Below are 17,598 nucleotides of genomic sequence, written 5' to 3'. Positions count from 1 at the left end.
CCTGATGGTGGACGCTCAATCGGGCGTCCACGATGACGGAGGGAAGGTGCACCTATGGCCTGTGCGCGTGACCATAAGAACAAGGGCATCAAACGGATTACCGGCCGGATGCCCATTATGCCTTCCGGCTGTCGGCCTCCTTGGTTCCCCAGGACTCTGCTGGTGCTGATGCTGGCACTGGTCCTGTCGGCCGCAGGACCCACGGCAACTGTCATGGCTCAGCCTGCGCCGACCCTACCTTCGGCTGCAATTCCGGCGCAGAACGGTCGAGTTACATCATCGACTGCAGCCTGCCGCCGGGGCTGGCTGTGGCCCCTTGAACCCCTGACTGGAGATAATGCCGCATCGCAGGTTATTATTCGTCCCTTTGATCCGCCGGATCATCCCTGGCTGAGCGGTCATCGTGGGATTGACCTGGCAGCGCAGCAGGGCAGGCGCATCAGGACTCCGGCAGACGGTGTCATCGCCTTTGCAGGTTCCGTAGCAGGCAAGGACGTGGTCTCCATTCGTCACGGCAATCTGGTCTCCACCTACGAGCCTGCGCAGAGCTCTTTGCCGACGGGAACCCGGCTTCAGGCCGGCACGGTCTGGGGGAAAGTAGAGGGGGTCTCGGACCACTGTGCTCAGGATTGTCTGCACTGGGGTCTCAAAGACGGTCAAGGCCGCTATTTGAATCCCGGCGCTAAAGTCGGAAATCATAGGATTCGTCTTAAACCCTTATAGCAGTGCCACAGTCGTTCAGATGACGCGCGCGTCTGCAGACCGGGTATATCGCTGGCCCGGGGGAGCGGTTAGAATCGTTAAGCATAACGCCGTTTCAGCAGGGAGTGGTCATGCAGAACATTCAGCAAGAATTCACGCGTCCGCTTGAGGAGCCCATAGATGCCGATGCCAGCGTCTTCTCCCTGCTTGAAGACAGGGTGGTGCGCCTGGGGGACGATCCTTTGATTGAATACCGAAGCGGACGTGAGTGGAACACCATCACGGCCCGTGAGTTCCGGGATCGTGTGGTCGGGCTGGCCAAGGGGCTTATGGCACGAGGGATAGGTCGGGGGGATTCGGTGGCCATCGTCTCGCACACCCGATGGGAGTGGACTGCCCTGGACATGGCTATCCTGTCCATCGGAGCGGTTACGGTGCCGGTCTACGAGACAGACTCGCCCGATCAGATCCGCCGTATCTTCAACGACTCCCACGTGGGCTTGGCCTTTCTGGAGGATGACGACATGAGGGCCCGGGTGGACGCGGTTCGTTCCCAGTGTGCCTATCTGAACGATCTGTATGTGATAACAAGGGGGGCGCTGACCACCATGACCGCCTACGGACGGGCGGTGGACCAGGCAGACTTCCAATCCCGGGCCGACTCGGTGCGAGGCTCCGACCTGGCCACTATCGTCTACACTTCAGGCTCCACGGGCAAGCCCAAGGGCATAGAGATCAGTCACAGCAACATCGTCTTCACCGTTCGTTCGGGTGCTCAGGCGGTTCCTGACATCTGCTTGGGCGAGGGCAGGCGGCTTCTACTCTGTCTGCCTCTGGCCCACGCCTTTGCCCGCTGCCTGCAGTTCTTCGCCATCGCCACGGATCTCACCCTGGGGCTCACCGGGTCCATCCGCAATCTGCTGCAGGACACGCAGACTTTCAAGCCCACCTTCATCCTGGCTGTGCCGCGAATCTTCGAGAAGATCTACAACGCCGCATCCCAGCGGGCCGGCACAGGCGCTAGGGGCAGGATTTTCCTGGATGCTGCAGGGGTGGCCAGGCAGTGGTCCCGTCACCAACAGAACGGCACCCGCGTTCCCATGTCGTTGAAGACCAAGCACCTCATGTACACGGGCACCGTCTACGATCCCATCCTCGAGGCCTTGGGCGGCCGGGTCAAGTATGCCATTTCGGGCGGGGCACCCCTGGACAGGGACATCGCGGACTTCTTCAACGGCATAGGTCTGCCCCTCCTCGAGGGCTACGGCATGACCGAGACCATGGGTCCGGTGACGGTCAACCCTACCAAGGGCTACCGGCTGGGCACCATCGGCTTGCCCATGCCCGGCATCACCGTGGGCATCGACCAGGAGGGCCAGCTCTGTGTCAAGGGCCCCGATGTCTGCATGGGCTACCACAACCATCCAGAAATCACCACCAGGCAGATTCGCGACGGCTGGTTGCTGACCGGCGATCTGGGAAGTCTGGACGAGGACGGGTTCGTTCGGCTGACTGGCCGGCGCAAGGAAATCATCATTACTGCTGGTGGCAAGAACATCTCGCCGGCGCTGCTGGAGACGGCTGTTGAACGTTCGCCCATTATCAGCCACTGTATGGTCATCGGAGACCGCAGGCCATTCGTCTCGGCCTTGATCACCCTCAATTCCGAGGAGGTCGACCGCTGGTTGCGGGACCAGGGCGCTGAGCCCCTGAAAGAGGCCGCTACGGCTGGGGAGAACCCCATTATCCGCACCGAGGTCGACCGTGCAGTGGACGCGGCCAATGCTCAGGTATCCCGGGCCGAGGGCATCCGCCGCTATCTGATTCTGGACCAGGACTTCACTCGTGAAAACGGTCTGCTCACCGCATCATACAAGCCCCGCCGTCAGGAGGTTCTCAAGCGGTATGAGGATCGGATCGAGCAGGAGATCTATGCTCAAAGACCAGCATCGGCAGGTTTGATGTAGCCGGTGTCGATCAGCGTCGCCTTGAGGTTGGATGCCGAAACCGCAACCAAAGGTCTTGACAGACGGTGTAACTGTTTGCCATCCTGATTGACGGTCTGAATCGTATCCATGGCTGGCACCTTCCCCTGGCTGTTGAGGTTGACGCAGGCCTTGGCAATATCACCCGCAAGCCCCAGTCTGTCTTCCAGCCCGGTCATCCACTGCTGTCCATCCACGATTTGGGGGATGTTGTCCGCATAGGCGCCATACCCACTGATGATGGGCCAGGCGGTGTGGTCGTCGGAGGACGTGGATTCTTGGGTCTTGCCCGTGTTCTGCGAAGAATCCGTTTGCGACCCCGACGAATTCTGGCTTGCAGGGCTCTGGGCGGGTTTGGGCACGCGCTGACGGTGCAGATCCTGACGGCCGGCCATGGATCCCACGATGCCGGATATGGAAATTTCCGGGTTGACGTCCGCCGACGAACCTCGATATCCTAAATCCCTGAGCTCAGAGACCACTCCGGAAACGATGAAGTCGTTCATGGCCAGAATGCCGTCTACCTCGGTATGGGATTTGGCGTCGTCGTTCATGGATAGACGGGTTGCCAGCTCTTTGCCTGTAGCCGAGGCATCCTTGCCTGGATCGAAGGCGACAGCCTGCCAGTCCCGTTCGGTACTGTCGGCCTGCAGGCGTCCCGAGGGACTGTCGGCCTTTCCATCCTTGAAATATGGACCTAGCACCTGCCAGATTCCGGCGAAGGCCTGGGCGGGGAAGGAATTCTGATCCTCTTGCTGGTCCTGTTCAGCCTGGTTGGCTTCAGCACCCGTGTCAGCAGAGGATGCATCAGAGGATGCATCGGCAGGACGGTTCGGCAGCAGGATCTCGATGCGGCAGGGGTTGTCCTTGCTGGCCTTGTCCAGCTCCAGCTTGCTGGCCAGCTTCTCCGCCTGCATCTGACCAATGGCCCGTGCGTCAGACAACTGTACGAATAGATCCGGCTGAATGCCCGGTACTTGGTTGGCCATCAGCACCACATGCATGCCCGCTCCAGCAGCCAGACGCAGAGACGAGACCAGACGTGAACTCGCCTTGTCTTTGGCATCAACATCCAGTGACTTGCTGATATAGTCGCCATACTGGCGGGTGATGGAGTCTGGCGAGGTCATGGGCGCCACCACCAATGTGGTCGGCTCTGAGGTCTTTTCGGCCTTGCGCTCCGAAAGACGGTTGACCACGTAATCCTGCAGTTCTTTGCTTTGATCCTCCAGATTCCCGCTGGTGTATGCGTCGATGCGCTTGCTGGAAAGATGTTCCTTGGTCAGTGCCGACTTGAGCTCTGGAACCAGGGCGGCCCATTTGTTGATGGGTGTGTGCTGGGAGAGGGTGATGCCGTCAGAGGGAGTGAAAATGGCCACCCGACCGGGTACTTCGGCAGTTGCCGTGGAGGTCGCCTGGCTCTGCGGGGCGGTCGGGGATTGTCTCCCCCCGCTTATGGCCGGACCGCAGGCACTTGCTGATGCGACCATGACCAGGCATGCCAGCAGGGTCATCAAGCCGGACAAATGCCGTGCAAAGCCGGTCTTCTTCACATTCGCTCCTTCATCCTGACAGAGCCCGACTCTGGCCGGGTCCCGAGCAACCATTGTATGGCTCTCGGGCAGGAGCGTATGGAGCCTCCTTGCTTTTGTGACGAGGTTCTCGCCAATGGGCAGACGGTCAAGACCGATCCGAACAGATTAACCGTTTGCAATAGCTAGGAGATGATGCTCTGTGTGATGATGTGTTAGTCCGCCTTGCTGTCCCCGGCCTCTGTCGTAGCTGAAGCCATACGTTCGGCAAGGGCATGGTCCAGGGCATCCATGAAGCCCTCGGTGTCCAGCCAGGGCTGATCAGGACCGACCAGGCTGGCCAGGTCCTTGGTCATGCGGCCGGAGCGCACGGTCTCGATAACCACAGTTTCCAGAGTTCGCGCAAACCAAGCTACCTTGGGCGTATCATCCAGCCGAGCCCGTTGCTTGAGTCCGCCGGTCCAGGCAAAAATGGAGGCGATCGGGTTGGTAGAGGTGGTTTCGCCCTTGAGCCATCGCCGGTAATGCCTGGTCACGGTCCCATGGGCAGCCTCGGCTTCTACAGTTTGCCCGTCGGCCGTCATCAGCATGGAGGTCATAAGGCCAAGAGACCCGAACCCTTGAGCTATTGCATCAGACTGGACATCACCGTCGTAATTCTTGCAGGCCCAGACGTATCCTCCCGGCCACTTGAGCGAGGAGGCCACCATGTCGTCGATCAGCCGATGCTGATAGGTCAGTCCCTCTTCCTCGAACCGACTCTGGTATTCCTGCTCGTAGACCTGGGCGAAAATATCCTTGAACCGACCGTCATAGGCCTTGAGGATGGTGTTCTTGGTGCTCAGGTAGACCGGATAGCGCCTTTGCAGGGCATAGTTGAAGCAGGAACGTGCGAAGTCACGGATGGAATCATCAAGGTTGAACTGCACCTGGGCCACGCCCGGACCCGGGTAGATGGTCACCTGTCTGGTCACCGGGTCGCTCCCGTCATCAGGAGTGAACACGACGCTTAGCTTTCCCGGCCCGGGAACGGTGAAATCAGTCGCCTGGTACTGGTCGCCGAAGGCATGGCGGGCCACCACAATGGGTTTGGTCCATCCGGGGACCAGCCGGGGAATATTGTCGATGACGATGGGCTCGCGGAAGATGGTTCCACCAAGGATGTTGCGGATGGTGCCGTTGGGCGACTTCCACATGCGCTTAAGACCGAATTCCTTTACGCGGGCCTCGTCCGGGGTAATGGTGGCGCATTTGACTCCCACATGCTCGCGTTGAATGGCCTGAGCCGCCTGCACGGTAACCTCGTCGTCGGTGGCATCCCTGTTGCGAATGCCCAGGTCGTAATAGTCCAGGTCCACGTCCAGATAGGGCAGAATCAGCCGTTCCTTGATCATTTTCCAGATGACCCGGGTCATCTCGTCACCGTCGAGCTCGACGATGCGTCCCTTCACGGCGATCTTGTCCATGGCGGCCTCCTATCGGTCGGCGGGTCGGGGGCCGGATCCTGCTCCCGATGCCGCAATTGCGCTCGCGAACAGTTCTATCCCAAGTTTGTTAATCTCTGTTCCCCTGCTCGTAACCCGTTCGTAGCACGCCGGAGCGTCATCATGAGGCGCTAGGCTGACAGACATGACACAGGAAATCGAAATTGGTCTCGGCAAGAAGGCTACAGTCGCCTACACGCTCGATGATGTTTCCATACTCCCTTCAAGGAGGACTAGGGATCCACAGGATGTCTCCACGGCTTGGCAGGTGGATGCCTACGAGTTCGACCTGCCTTTGCTGGGGGCGCCTATGGATTCGGCGACCAGCCCCGAGACGGCAATTGCCCTGGGTCGGTTAGGTGGATTGGGTGTGCTTGACCTGGAAGGATTGTGGACCCGATATGAAGATCCGCGTCCGCAGCTGGACAGGATAGCCCATGCCTCGTCGGAGCAGGCGACTGGGGTCATTCAGGAGGTCTACCGGGAGCCGGTCAAGGCAGAGCTGATTACCCGCCGTCTGCAGGAGATTCGCAAGGCCGGAGTCACAGTGGCCGGGGCTCTGTCCCCTCAGCGCACGCAGGAGTTCTACACTACGGTGGTTGATGCGGGCGTGGACCTCTTCGTGATCCGTGGGACGGCGGTCTCGGCCGAGCATGTCTCTACCAGCCATGAGCCCTTGGATTTGAAGAAATTCATCTACGACCTGGACGTTCCGGTCATCGTTGGCGGGGCCGCCACCTACCAGGCGGCTCTGCATCTGATGCGCACGGGTGCCGCTGGGGTTCTTGTCGGGTTCGGCGGGGGAGCCTCCTCAACTGACTCCGCCACCATCGGCATTCAGGCCCCCATGGCTACGGCCATCTCGGATGTGGCTGAGGCGCGTCGCGACTACCTGGATGAGTCCGGCGGACGCTACGTTCAGGTCATCGCCGACGGTGAGACGGGCACATCGGGGTCCTTTGTCAAGGCCTTGGCCATGGGGGCCGACGCGGTCATGCTGGGCACGCCTCTGGCTAAGGCTACCGATGCTCCCGGCCAGGGCATGCATTGGGGGGCCGAGGCCCATCATCCTGAGCTGCCAAGGGGTCGCAGGGTCCAGGTCGGCCAGGTGGGGAGCCTGGAGCGCATACTTTTTGGACCCAGCGATCGCACCGATGGCAGTCTGAATTTCATCGGGGCTCTGCGGCGAGCCATGGCTTCCACCGGCTACGTGGATGTCAAGAACTTCCAAAAGTGCCGTGTGGCAGTGACTCCTGCTCCACGCAGCTAAGCAGAAGAAGACATCCACAGCCTATTTATTCACAACACTTACATTTACAATCCCTCTGCGCATTCCTGTTCTGAACGTAATCGCTGTCGTTGCGTCAGTTGCCCGGTGCGCGGAGGGGGATCAAGCACGCCGAAGTGCAAGGAGAGAAGTATGACGGAGTATATGGATCTGGCACCGGCCTGGGATAGTGATCAGGCAATCGAGGATCCAGAAGGACAGGAGTTCGACAGCTGGTGGCCGTCCACCTGTACACAGGTGCCGCTCGGACTCGGCGACATCAATCTGACAGTGCGAACAGTCAATTTCGTTCGGCCGGAAGATGTTGCTGAGAATGAGGGTCTGCCAGGGGGTCTCAAGCGAATTCTCGTCAACCTGTGCGCACTGGCTTCCAGGGTTTTCGATGTGCTAAGGGGCCGTCTGCCGATGAAGAGCCTGGAGCGCGTGCTCAACCGCGTATGCATGGAACGGCTGGCCCTACTGGCCCGGTTGCTGAATGATCGGCATCTGAGCATGGTTCGTACTGCAGATCATGCCAGAATGACATACTTGCCGCTGATTCCTAAACTGGTTGAGATCTACCGCGTGGACCGTGACCGATACGAAACCACTATCGGATTCCTGGTCGGCGAGCGCACTGTGCTTGCCAACATGATTGTTGCAAGGAGCGGTTCGCGCTGGGTCTGTGTACGCTTCGACATGGGCTAGGCGGCGGCTTTGGCGGGTTGACCCATATGATGGTGGGTATGTTGCGTGAATATACGGTCGAGCTTCAACACCCGACGACGGACAAGGACACCATCTATTCGCTCCTGGCAAAACGCACCGCTCGCGATCCTGAGGAGCTGGTTGCCCAGTGGCAGGATCCCATGACCAGAAACTGGCACGATGTCAAGGCCGGGCAGATGTCCGCGCGGGTTCGTGCCGTGGCCAAGGGCATGATGGCCCTGGGTGTGGAAAAAGGCAGCACCGTAGTCATCTACGCCTCGACCAGCTATGACTGGGGGGTCACGGACTTCGCTTGCGCGGCCATCGGGGCGGTCTCTGTGCCCATTTATGAGACCGACTCGCCCAGCCAGGCCCAGAAGATCGTTCAGGACGTGGACTGCGTTCTGGCCTTTGCCGGCGATTCGGAGCATGCGCAGATCCTTGAGCAGGTTCGGGGGTCATCGCCCAAGCTCAAGTATGTCTTCAATTTCGAGGCAGGGGGCCTGAATGCAGTCAGCGAATTCGGCCAGGGGATTGACGACGAGCGCCTGGATCAAGCCATCGCCCAGGTCAAGGCCGACGATTTGGCCACCATCGTCTACACTTCGGGCTCCACCGGTGAGCCCAAAGGCGCTATGCTTTCCAACCGGAACTTCGTCCACATCGTTTTCGTCGGCTGGGATGTGCTCTACCACATGCTGGCAGCCCCCTCCCGCCTGATGCTTTTCCTGCCCCTGGCCCACTGCTTCGCCCGCTACATCCAGTACGTGGCCATCGGCGCTCAGGGCGTGGTCGGATACGTTTCCAACGCCAAGCACCTGCTGACTGACCTGCGCACCTTCCGGCCCACCTATCTGTTGGGCGTGCCCCGAGTCTTCGAGAAGGTCTACAATGCCGCCTCGCAGAAGGCCGGCACAGGTTTGGCCGGCAAGGTCTTTGCCAAGGCCACCAGGCACTTCATCAAGTGGTCAAAGGACGAGCAGGAGGGGCGCGGCCACTCGCCGCTGACCCGCCTGGCTCACGCCTTCTACACCAAAACCGTCGGCAACACAATTGAGTCCGCCCTGGGTTCCAACCTGAGCTATCTGGCTTGCGGCGGCGCACCCATGAACGCCGACCTGGCCCACTTCTTCAACGGAATCGACGGGATCACCTTCATTCAGGGATACGGAATGACCGAGACGGCGGCCCCCTGCATTGTCAACTTCGAGGATGCCAACGAAGTTGGTTCGGTCGGTCGACCTGGCTCGGGCATCACGGTCAGGCTGAGCGACGACGATGAGCTTTTGGTCAAGGGCCCCAGCGTCTTTATGGGCTACTACCACCAGCCCGAGCTGGATTCCACCGTGCTTGATAAGGACGGCTGGCTGCATACCGGCGATCTAGCCCAGATCGACGACCAGGGCTTCGTCTTCATCACCGGCCGAAAGAAGGACGTTATCATCACAGCCGGCGGCAAGAACGTGAGCCCGGCACCTTTGGAGGATGTGATCAGCACCTGTCCGATAGTCTCTCAAGCCGTGGTCGTGGGCGACGGCAGACCCTTCGTGGGCGCCCTGGTTACTTTGGATGTCGGCATGCTGAAATCGTGGCTGACCTCCCAGGGTCTGGACGCTGACATGAGCATGGAGCAGGCCAGCCATAACGATGCGATCCATGCCTTCATCCAGCAGTATGTGGACAAGGCCAACTGCAACGTCTCGCGGGCCGAGTCGGTGCGGAAGTTCCTGGTGCTGGACAAGGACTTCAGCCAGGAGGACGGTACCCTGACCCCCAGTCTGAAGGTTGTGCGCCCCGAGGTGCTCCGCCAGTATGCCGAACTTGTGGACAAGGTCCTCTATGCGCCTAGGACGCCAGCCAAATCCGCTGCCAAGGAAAACGACATCGTCAGCAGGGCACGGACCACTATGAGTGACTCCCTGGCCAGCATGACCGGACGCAAGCGTGATGGTCGCCAGGAGGAGGAAGCGGCCCCGGAGGATGAGAAGGACGGCCACGACGGCCGGGATGACGAGGAGTAGCAGTGGCGATTCGTACAATCAGAGTGGTTCCCGATCCGGTTTTGCGTACCCCATGCGATCCTGTGACCAGCGTCACCCCGGCTGTGCGCAGTCTGGTGCGTGACCTGGTGGACACCGTCGACGATCCGGGCAGGGCGGGCCTATCGGCTAATCAGATCGGCGTGGGCCTGCGAGTCTTCTCGTATAATATTGGCGGCAAGGTGGGCTACATCATCAATCCGGTCATCGACAAGACCTCGGGCGAGCAGTATGGCGAGGAGGGATGCCTGTCCCTTCCAAACCTTTGGTATCCGACCAGACGGGCCGACTACGCACGAGCCCACGGCATCGATCTGGACGGCAAGACAGTGACTCTCGAAGGCCATGGCATCATGGGTCGGATGATCCAGCATGAGTGCGATCACCTAGACGGCCATGTCTATGTGGATCGGCTGGAGAGCGATGTCCGCCGCAAGGCCATGCAGCAGCTGAGATCAGCCAGGTAGGCAGAGGGCGAACACGGTGCCCGAGGTCATTGGCCTCGGGTATTATAGTAACTTGGTGTGTCATTGCGCAGGTCCGCTGTCACGGGTGGGCAGGCGCGCCAAGAGTATTCCCAAACACACGCCGTAAATTCGCGCCATGTCCGCGACGTCCTGTGTCGGTCGGCTCCTCGGAGTTGCATGCAGGTGCACATGGCCAGGCAATAACCGACAATGAAAGGTACGGACATGGCACAGATCACCATGAGCGAAATGCTGAAGGCCGGTGTCCACTTCGGACACCAGACCCGTCGTTGGAACCCCAAGATGAAGCAGTACATCCTGATGGAGCGCAACGGCATCCACATTATCAATCTCTTCAAGTCGCTCGGTCTGATCGACCAAGCCTATGACTTCATCAAGCAGACCGTGGCCCACAACGGCACCGTGCTCTTCGTGGGGACCAAGAAGCAGGCCCAGGAGGCCATCAAGGCTCAAGCCACCCGGGTGAACATGCCCTACGTCTCCGAGCGCTGGCTGGGCGGCATGCTGACCAACTTCCAGACCGTGACCAAGCGGGTCGGCCGCTTGAAGGAGCTGGAGGAGATGGACTTCGACGACGTGCATGGCTCGGGACTGACCAAGAAGGAGCTCCTGCTCCTGCGGCGCGAGAAGGACAAGCTGGAGCGTCAGCTGGGCGGCATCCGCAATATGAGCCGCACCCCTTCGGCCCTGTTCGTGGTCGACATCAACAAGGAGGCCCTGGCGGTCTCCGAGGCTAACAAGCTGGGCATCCCGGTCGTGGCCCTGGTGGACACCAATACGGATCCTGAGCTTGTCACCTACCCTATTCCGGCCAACGACGATGCTATTCGCGGCGTTGAGCTGCTGACTCGGCTGATGGCCGATGCCGTGGCTGACGGTCTGCTGGAGCGCTCTGGCAAGGCCGCCAAGACCGAGGAGGCCTCTGACCAGCCCATGGCCGAGTGGGAGAAGAATCTGCTGGAGAACAAGGATGGACAGCCGCAGGAGCAGGCCCAGGAGACCGCACAGGCTCCCCAGGCCGAGCAGCCCGCGCAACAGCAGCAGGAGACCCCCGCTGCCGATCAGGCCGCCTGAACTTTGGCGTCTAGATGATGCATTCAGGAAAGACCAGATAGGAGAGTTTTATGGCAAAAATCACCGCTGCACTGATCAAGGAGTTGCGTGACCAGACCGGCGCCGGCATGATGGACGTCAAGAAGGCCCTAACCGAGGCCGAGGGCGACATGGCCCGCGCCAAGGAGATCATCCGCGCCACCGGCATCCAGGCCGCAGGCGCCCGTGAGGGCCGCAAGGCTCAGGAGGGCCTGATCGCCTCCACCGTCATCGAGGGCGGACAGGGTCAGATCGGCTACGCCGTCGAGCTCAACTCCGAGACTGATTTCGTGGCCAAGACCCCTCAGTTCATCGAGTTTGGCCAGGAGGTCATCGATGACGTGGCCAAGGCTGATGCCTCCAACGCCGAGCAGGTCGATGCCGCTCCATCCAAGTCAGGCACCGTCAAGGAGACCGTGGAGGAAGCTGGTGCTCTCTTCCATGAGCACGTCAAGGTCGGCCAGGTGGCCCGGGTTGAAGGTCCCCGTGTAGAGATTTACGCCCATCGCAAGTCTGTGGAGATGCCCCCATCCATCGTGGCCATGATCGCCACTGATGAGGCCGGCGCCCAGGTCGCCCATGAGGTGGCCCTCCAGATCTCCGCCATGAGCCCCAAGTGGCTCAGCCGCGAAGATGTGCCCGCCGATGTGGTGGAGTCCGAGCGTCGCGTGGCCACTGAGAAGTCCCAGGCCGAAGGCAAGCCCGAGAAAATCATTCCCAAGATCGTAGAGGGGCGTCTGAACGCCTTCTTCAAGGAGACCGTTCTGCTGGAGCAGCAGTACGTCAAGGACGCATCCAAGACCATTGGTGACCTCTTCAAGCAGGCAGGCGGCAAGGCTCTGGCCTTCGCCCGTCTCGAGGTCGGCAAGGGCGACGAGGAGTAGTAAGTAGTTTAGCAATGTTTTGTGTCGTCTGCTTGATCTTGTCTAAGGGACTGGCAGACGTCCGGCATTGATGGCAGGGGAGTGGCTTTCGTAGCTGCTCCCCTTCTTTTGTCCTAAGTCAGTTCCCAGGGCCTATTCCCTCGGTCTGCTCAAGAGGGGTTGTCGCCCAGCACGGATACCCTGTTAGCGGCGTATACCGCCCGTCATCATGTCTGGAGAAAGGGCTTTTATGACCGGATCCGATTCAGCGCAAAACCAAGCATCGCCTCGTCGTGTGCTGCTCAAGCTCTCCGGAGAGGCCTTCGGGGGAGGCGAGGTCGGCATCGACGTGCAGGTGGTCAAGCGGGTGGCCAAGGAGATCGTCCAGGCGGTGCAGGGCGGCGTTCAGGTGGCCATCGTGGTGGGCGGTGGCAACTTCTTCCGCGGAGCCGAGCTCAGTCAGGCCGGAATCGAACGTTCGCGCGGCGACTACATGGGCATGCTGGGCACGGTCATGAACTGCCTGGCCCTGCAGGACTTCCTGGAGCAGGATGGTCAGGCCACCAGAGTGCAGACAGCCATCACCATGGGCCAGGTGGCCGAGCCCTACATTCCGCTCAAGGCCATCCGCCACCTGGAGAAGGGACGCGTGGTCATCTTCGGCGCCGGATCCGGCATGCCTTACTTCTCAACCGACACGGTCTCCATACAGCGGGCCTTGGAGATACATTGCGTCGAGGTCCTCATGGGCAAGAACGGTGTGGACGGTGTGTATACGGCTGATCCGCACAAGCAGGCTTCTGCGCGCATGTTTACCAATCTGAGCTACCAGCGGGCCCTGGTGGACAACCTGGCCGTCATGGACGCGGCAGCGCTGTCCATGGCCCGGGACAATGACATGCCCATCCGCGTCTTCGGACTGGAGGGTGAAGGCAACGTGACCGGGGCGCTTAAAGGCCAGCGCCTGGGAACCTTGGTCCACGGCGGTCCTGATCGTACCCTGTGACCGGTTGCGGGCACACACCCGCGCCGCTTGGCCCCTATGGCCTCATGGCCGTAGAGTATAAGAATAACGGACCTCGCGCGCACAGGCGGATGGTCCATACAGCAAGGAGCAGATCATGACCACAGTGGTGGACCAGGCCGGAAGGCAGATGGACAAGAGCATCGAGGCGACCAAGGAGAACTTCTCGGGAATTAGGACCGGGCGTGCCAACCCCTCCTTCCTCAACGACATCATGGTGGAGTATTACGGCACACCTACGCCTATCAAGTCGCTGGCATCCATTGGCGTCCCGGAACCCCGCACCCTGGCCGTTACCCCCTTCGACCCCTCCCAAGCAGGCGCAGTCGAGAAGGCCATCCGCGACTCGGACCTGGGCGTCAACCCCAGCCGTGACGGCAACGTCATCAGGGTCACCATGCCCGAGCTGACCGAGGAGCGTCGCCGGGACTATGTCAAGCTGGCCAAGAACAAGGCCGAGGAGGGTAAGGTGGCTGTCCGCAACATCCGACGCAAGGTCAAGGAAGAGCTGGAGGGCAAGGTCAAGGATGGCGACCTGGGCGAGGATGAGGGCAACCGGCTGCAGAAGGAGCTGGAGACCGTCACCAAGCAGAAGAACGACATGATCGACCAGCTCCTGGATGCGAAGGAGAAGGAAATCCTCGAGGTCTGATTCGCCTGGGAGGATCCACTGTTCATGAGTACCAAGGAAAGCTCCGCCGAGAAGACAGGTCAGGATGCCGTCGAAACCCTGAACAAGCGGACCGGGCGCAACATGCCGCAGGCGGTGGCCACTGGCGCGCTTCTGGTCGTCATCATCCTGGCCTGCATCCTTGTGCGAATCGACGCATTCATCTATCTGATTGTGATTTTCATGACCCTGGGGCTCTGGGAGCTCAGGGTGGACTTTGCCACGGCAGGTCTGCATATACCGGTGATAGAGCTCTGGATCTGCTCGGCGGCCACCATGCTGGCCTCGTTCTACGCGCCGGACCACGTCGTGGTCATGACCGCTGGTGTTCTGGTCACTGCCTTGATCGGGGCTCTTGCGGCCACTCGCAATCATCGCCTGGGTGGCCGTCTGCTCAAGGCGGTGAATGCCAAGCTGTCGGGCAAGGATGCACAGACTATGGCCGATGCCTCCTACGGTGCTGCAAAAGGGGAGAGCCAGTTAAGCAGCCTTGCCAATGTGGGCGTCACTCTTTTGACTGTTGTCTACATCACCCTCCTGGCCTGTCTGATAACCTTGCCCACTACCTTCGGCGGGCATCCTGCCGCGCATGCCTTCATGGTGATTTTCCTGCCTGCCCTAAGCGATATCGGCGGACTTCTTTTCGGTTCGCTTTTCGGCAAGCACAAGATTGCGCCCCGCATCTCTCCCGGCAAGTCCCTGGAGGGTCTCGCAGGCTCCATGCTCTGCTGTCTGGTCGGCGCTCTGGTCATCTTTGCGGCCACCTATCCTATGGCGGATTGGGGGCGGATCTGGTGGGTCGCCCTGCTCATGGGCATCATGGTCGGAGCCACTGGCACTTTGGGCGACTTGAGTGCATCTTTGATCAAACGCGACCTGGGGATCAAGGACATGGGCCACCTGCTCAAGGGCCACGGCGGAGTGCTGGACAGGGTGGATTCCATCCTCATGTCCGCACCATTCATCACACTGGTCCTTTTGATCACTGGTCTGTGATCGGAATTGACTGTACGTGTTTTTCATAGTTTTGGCGGTTGAGTAGCTGATACAGGATGAGGTAGAGGTATGACAGATGTCGACATGACCGGTGCCGAGCCTGAAACCGGCATCACCCCCGGAGGCAAAGATGGTGCCTTCAGGGACGTTCTGGCGGCCGACCATGCACGTCGAGGCAAGCCGCCGCGCCACTTTACGGACATGGACCAGCAGGAGCGTCAGGAGGTCTGCGCTCAACTGGGCCTGCCGAAATTCCGTGTCTCTCAGCTGGCCAACCATTACTTCAGTCATCTGTCCATCAATCCGGGTGACTTCACGGATTTCCCTGCGGCCAGTCGTCAAGAGGCCGCTCGCCGCTTTTTCCCTGAATTGATCACCCCAGTCACCGTCCAGAAAGCCGATCAGGGGACGACCATCAAGACCCTCTGGGAGCTTTTCGACGGGTCCAGAATCGAGTCCGTGCTCATGCGATATCCCTCCAGGGCCACCCTCTGTATCTCCAGCCAGGTCGGCTGCGGCATGGGCTGCCCCTTCTGCGCCACCGGTCAGCTTGGGTTGACTCGGAACATGTCGACTGGCGAGATTCTGGAACAGGTCAGGGCTGCCTCCCACATGATGAGGTCCGGACAGGTTGCCGGGGGCCCGGGACGCCTGAGTAATATCGTCTTCATGGGGATGGGCGAGCCCATGGGCAACTACCGGGCTGTCCTGTCCGCAGTCAGGCAGATCAGTGCCCTGCCGCCCAAGGGATTCGGCATCTCGGCCAGGAACATCACTGTGTCCACGGTGGGCGTGGTTCCCGGCATCCGCAAGCTGACGAGAGAGGGAATTCCGGTCTGTCTAGCCGTCTCCCTCCATGCCCCCAGCGACAAGTTGCGCGACGAGCTGGTGCCCATGAACAGGCGCTTCAACACGACCCAGGTTCTGGATGCAGCTCACGACTACTACCTGGCCAGCGGCAGACGGGTCAGCATCGAGTATGCCCTAATGCGAGGCATCAACGACCAGGTCGAGCATGCCCGTCTTCTTGCCAAGCGCCTCAACCACTATGGGGACGACTGGGTGCACGTCAATCCCATACCTCTGAATCCGATTGAGGGGTCTCGTTGGACGGCCTCCAAGCCTGAGGATGAGCAGCGCTTCCTGGATATCCTTCACAAGGCCGGCATTACTGCAACCATGAGGGACACCCGCGGATCGGACATCGACGGCGCCTGCGGACAGCTGGCAGCCAAGGCCGTCAAGCTTCAGGCCTGATTCAGCGGTTTGCATTGTGGTCATGCCATAGTGTGGACATGCGGTAGTCTTCAGACACAGCAGAAGCTAAAGTTTTGATTCAAACAATTTGGTTCAGGCAGGAAGGCAGGTCACATGACGGTAGCGGTTCGTGTCATTCCCTGCCTTGATGTCGACCAGGGCCGTGTGGTCAAAGGCGTCCACTTTAAGAATCTGCGCGATGCGGGTGATCCGGTCGAACTGGCTTCCACCTACTACCAACAGGGAGCCGACGAGCTGACCTTTCTGGATGTGACTGCTTCGGGCAGCGGGCGAGCCACCATGGTGGACCTGGTCAAAAGCACTGCCGACCAGATTTTCATTCCGCTGACTGTCGGCGGAGGCGTGCGCACCCCGCAGGATGTCGACACCCTCCTGCGGTCCGGGGCTGACAAGGTCGGCATTAATACAGCAGCTATCGCCAACCCGCAGGTCATCGGCGACATCGCCCAGCGGTTTGGTCGCCAGGTTCTGGTGCTCTCGGTCGATGCCCGCCGATCTAATGCACAGGGTATTACCTCGGGATATGAAGTGACCACCATGGGCGGCCACCAGTCCACTGGCATCGATGCCGTTGACTGGGTCAAGCAGGCTCAAGAACTCGGAGCCGGCGAGGTTCTTCTCAATTCCATGGATGCGGACGGCACCCGTCAAGGTTTCGATCTGGAAATGATCGCCGACGTGCGCAAGGCAGTATCTCTTCCGCTCATCGCCAGCGGCGGGGCAGGCAAGGCTGCCGATTTTCCTCCTGCGGTCAGGGCTGGGGCTGATGCGGTCCTGGCGGCTTCCGTCTTCCATTTTGGCCAGGTGTCCATCAAGGACGTCAAGCAGGCGCTCCATGCGGCCGGGTATCCGGTTCGATGGCAGGCCTGAACCAATCCCGCAGAAAAATTTTGGCACCACATGGTGCATGGCTTTTGCAGGCCTTGTTGGCAGCCATCGGGAAACCATACCCATACCATGAACAATCAACCGCCAAGGTTATGTCGGACAAACTAGCCGAATTAATTAGCTGAATCAAGGAGAATGAGAATCAATGTCACAGTCTTCGAAGGATCAGGAAGAACGTTTGGATCCGAGCATAGCGGCCAGGCTCAAGAAGGACGCCAAGGGACTCGTGGCTGCAGTGGTCCAGCAGTATGACAGTCGCCAGGTGCTCATGGTAGGTTACATGGACGAGGAGGCCCTTAGACGGACCCTGACAACAGGAAGAGTCACATTCTGGTCCCGCTCTAGGCAGGAATACTGGCGGAAAGGGGACACCTCCGGGCATGTCCAGTATGTTAAGGGAGTCAGCATTGACTGCGACGGGGACGCGCTTCTTGTGGAGGTGGACCAGGTAGGGGCGGCCTGCCATACCGGGACCAGGTCGTGCTTCGAAGCCGGCGGACCGCTTCCGGTAGTGCAAGGCAATCGCACTCAGGCGGAAATGCAGAGTCAGGAAGGGCCATCCAGTGCAGAAAGACGCTAAGG

At 60.2% G+C, this 17,598-nt stretch carries 16 protein-coding genes; 14 read left to right on the top strand and 2 right to left on the bottom strand.

All coding sequences use genetic code 11. The features are described from left to right. Window positions 1-54: 54 nt before the first annotated feature. A complete protein-coding gene (locus H3T93_RS02845) occupies window positions 55-723 on the top strand; it encodes a M23 family metallopeptidase (protein ID WP_144176981.1) in 669 nt (222 codons plus the stop codon). A 110-nt stretch (window positions 724-833) separates the two neighbouring features. Further along, window positions 834-2,669 carry an AMP-dependent synthetase/ligase gene (locus H3T93_RS02840; protein ID WP_144176983.1) on the top strand — a complete coding sequence of 612 codons (1,836 nt, stop codon included), beginning with the start codon at window positions 834-836 and terminating at the stop codon, window positions 2,667-2,669. On the opposite strand, the gene H3T93_RS02835 is transcribed toward H3T93_RS02840, so the two are convergent. After that, on the bottom strand, window positions 2,639-4,201 hold the full coding sequence (locus tag H3T93_RS02835) for a hypothetical protein (RefSeq protein ID WP_186363918.1): 1,563 nt from the start codon (window positions 4,199-4,201) through the stop codon (window positions 2,639-2,641). The two genes, H3T93_RS02840 and H3T93_RS02835, sit on opposite strands and share 31 nt — an antisense overlap. A 233-nt stretch (window positions 4,202-4,434) precedes the next feature. Then, on the bottom strand, window positions 4,435-5,685 hold the full coding sequence (locus H3T93_RS02830) for an NADP-dependent isocitrate dehydrogenase (RefSeq protein ID WP_144176985.1): 1,251 nt from the start codon (window positions 5,683-5,685) through the stop codon (window positions 4,435-4,437). A gap of 163 nt (window positions 5,686-5,848) precedes the next feature. On the opposite strand from H3T93_RS02830, the gene H3T93_RS02825 reads away from it, so the two are divergent. The 12 genes from H3T93_RS02825 (at window position 5,849) to hisI (ending at window position 17,596) form a co-directional block, all read left to right on the top strand. Then, window positions 5,849-6,973 (top strand): GuaB3 family IMP dehydrogenase-related protein, encoded by a 1,125-nt coding sequence (locus H3T93_RS02825; protein WP_046322843.1) that lies wholly within the window; start codon window positions 5,849-5,851, stop codon window positions 6,971-6,973. Between the two features lie 150 nt (window positions 6,974-7,123). Then, window positions 7,124-7,678, top strand: coding sequence for an Rv3235 family protein (locus H3T93_RS02820; protein ID WP_144176987.1), 555 nt, complete (start codon window positions 7,124-7,126; stop codon window positions 7,676-7,678). 38 nt (window positions 7,679-7,716) lie between these two features. Continuing rightward, window positions 7,717-9,699 carry an AMP-dependent synthetase/ligase gene (locus tag H3T93_RS02815; protein WP_144176988.1) on the top strand — a complete coding sequence of 661 codons (1,983 nt, stop codon included), beginning with the start codon at window positions 7,717-7,719 and terminating at the stop codon, window positions 9,697-9,699. Window positions 9,700-9,701: 2 nt separating this feature from the next. Further along, entirely contained in the window at window positions 9,702-10,184 is a 483-nt protein-coding gene (locus tag H3T93_RS02810; RefSeq protein ID WP_144176989.1) for a peptide deformylase, read from the top strand. A gap of 225 nt (window positions 10,185-10,409) precedes the next feature. Continuing rightward, window positions 10,410-11,279 (top strand): 30S ribosomal protein S2, encoded by an 870-nt coding sequence (gene rpsB / locus H3T93_RS02805; RefSeq protein WP_046323753.1) that lies wholly within the window; start codon window positions 10,410-10,412, stop codon window positions 11,277-11,279. A 50-nt stretch (window positions 11,280-11,329) separates the two neighbouring features. Next, entirely contained in the window at window positions 11,330-12,181 is an 852-nt protein-coding gene (gene tsf / locus H3T93_RS02800) for a translation elongation factor Ts (protein WP_144176991.1), read from the top strand. 229 nt (window positions 12,182-12,410) lie between these two features. After that, the gene (pyrH, locus tag H3T93_RS02795) at window positions 12,411-13,166 is read left to right on the top strand and encodes a UMP kinase (protein WP_110412760.1); all 756 of its coding nucleotides are present in this window, start codon (window positions 12,411-12,413) and stop codon (window positions 13,164-13,166) included. A 115-nt stretch (window positions 13,167-13,281) separates the two neighbouring features. After that, window positions 13,282-13,836: a ribosome recycling factor gene (gene frr / locus H3T93_RS02790; protein ID WP_046322848.1), complete on the top strand. Its 555-nt coding sequence runs from the start codon at window positions 13,282-13,284 to the stop codon at window positions 13,834-13,836. A gap of 24 nt (window positions 13,837-13,860) precedes the next feature. Continuing rightward, the gene (locus H3T93_RS02785; RefSeq protein ID WP_144176993.1) at window positions 13,861-14,850 is read left to right on the top strand and encodes a phosphatidate cytidylyltransferase; all 990 of its coding nucleotides are present in this window, start codon (window positions 13,861-13,863) and stop codon (window positions 14,848-14,850) included. 69 nt (window positions 14,851-14,919) lie between these two features. Next, entirely contained in the window at window positions 14,920-16,107 is a 1,188-nt protein-coding gene (gene rlmN, locus H3T93_RS02780) for a 23S rRNA (adenine(2503)-C(2))-methyltransferase RlmN (RefSeq protein ID WP_411674989.1), read from the top strand. Window positions 16,108-16,221: 114 nt separating this feature from the next. Then, complete coding sequence (hisF, locus tag H3T93_RS02775) at window positions 16,222-16,998, top strand: imidazole glycerol phosphate synthase subunit HisF (protein WP_144176995.1); 777 nt, start codon at window positions 16,222-16,224, stop codon at window positions 16,996-16,998. Window positions 16,999-17,161: 163 nt separating this feature from the next. Further along, complete coding sequence (gene hisI, locus H3T93_RS02770) at window positions 17,162-17,596, top strand: phosphoribosyl-AMP cyclohydrolase (protein WP_046322851.1); 435 nt, start codon at window positions 17,162-17,164, stop codon at window positions 17,594-17,596. Window positions 17,597-17,598: the final 2 nt, after the last annotated feature.

The organism is Bifidobacterium sp. M0404 (assembly GCF_016101415.1).
GTDB classification, from domain to species: domain Bacteria; phylum Actinomycetota; class Actinomycetes; order Actinomycetales; family Bifidobacteriaceae; genus Bombiscardovia; species Bombiscardovia polysaccharolytica.
This window is presented reverse-complemented; position numbering and strand designations above follow the sequence as displayed.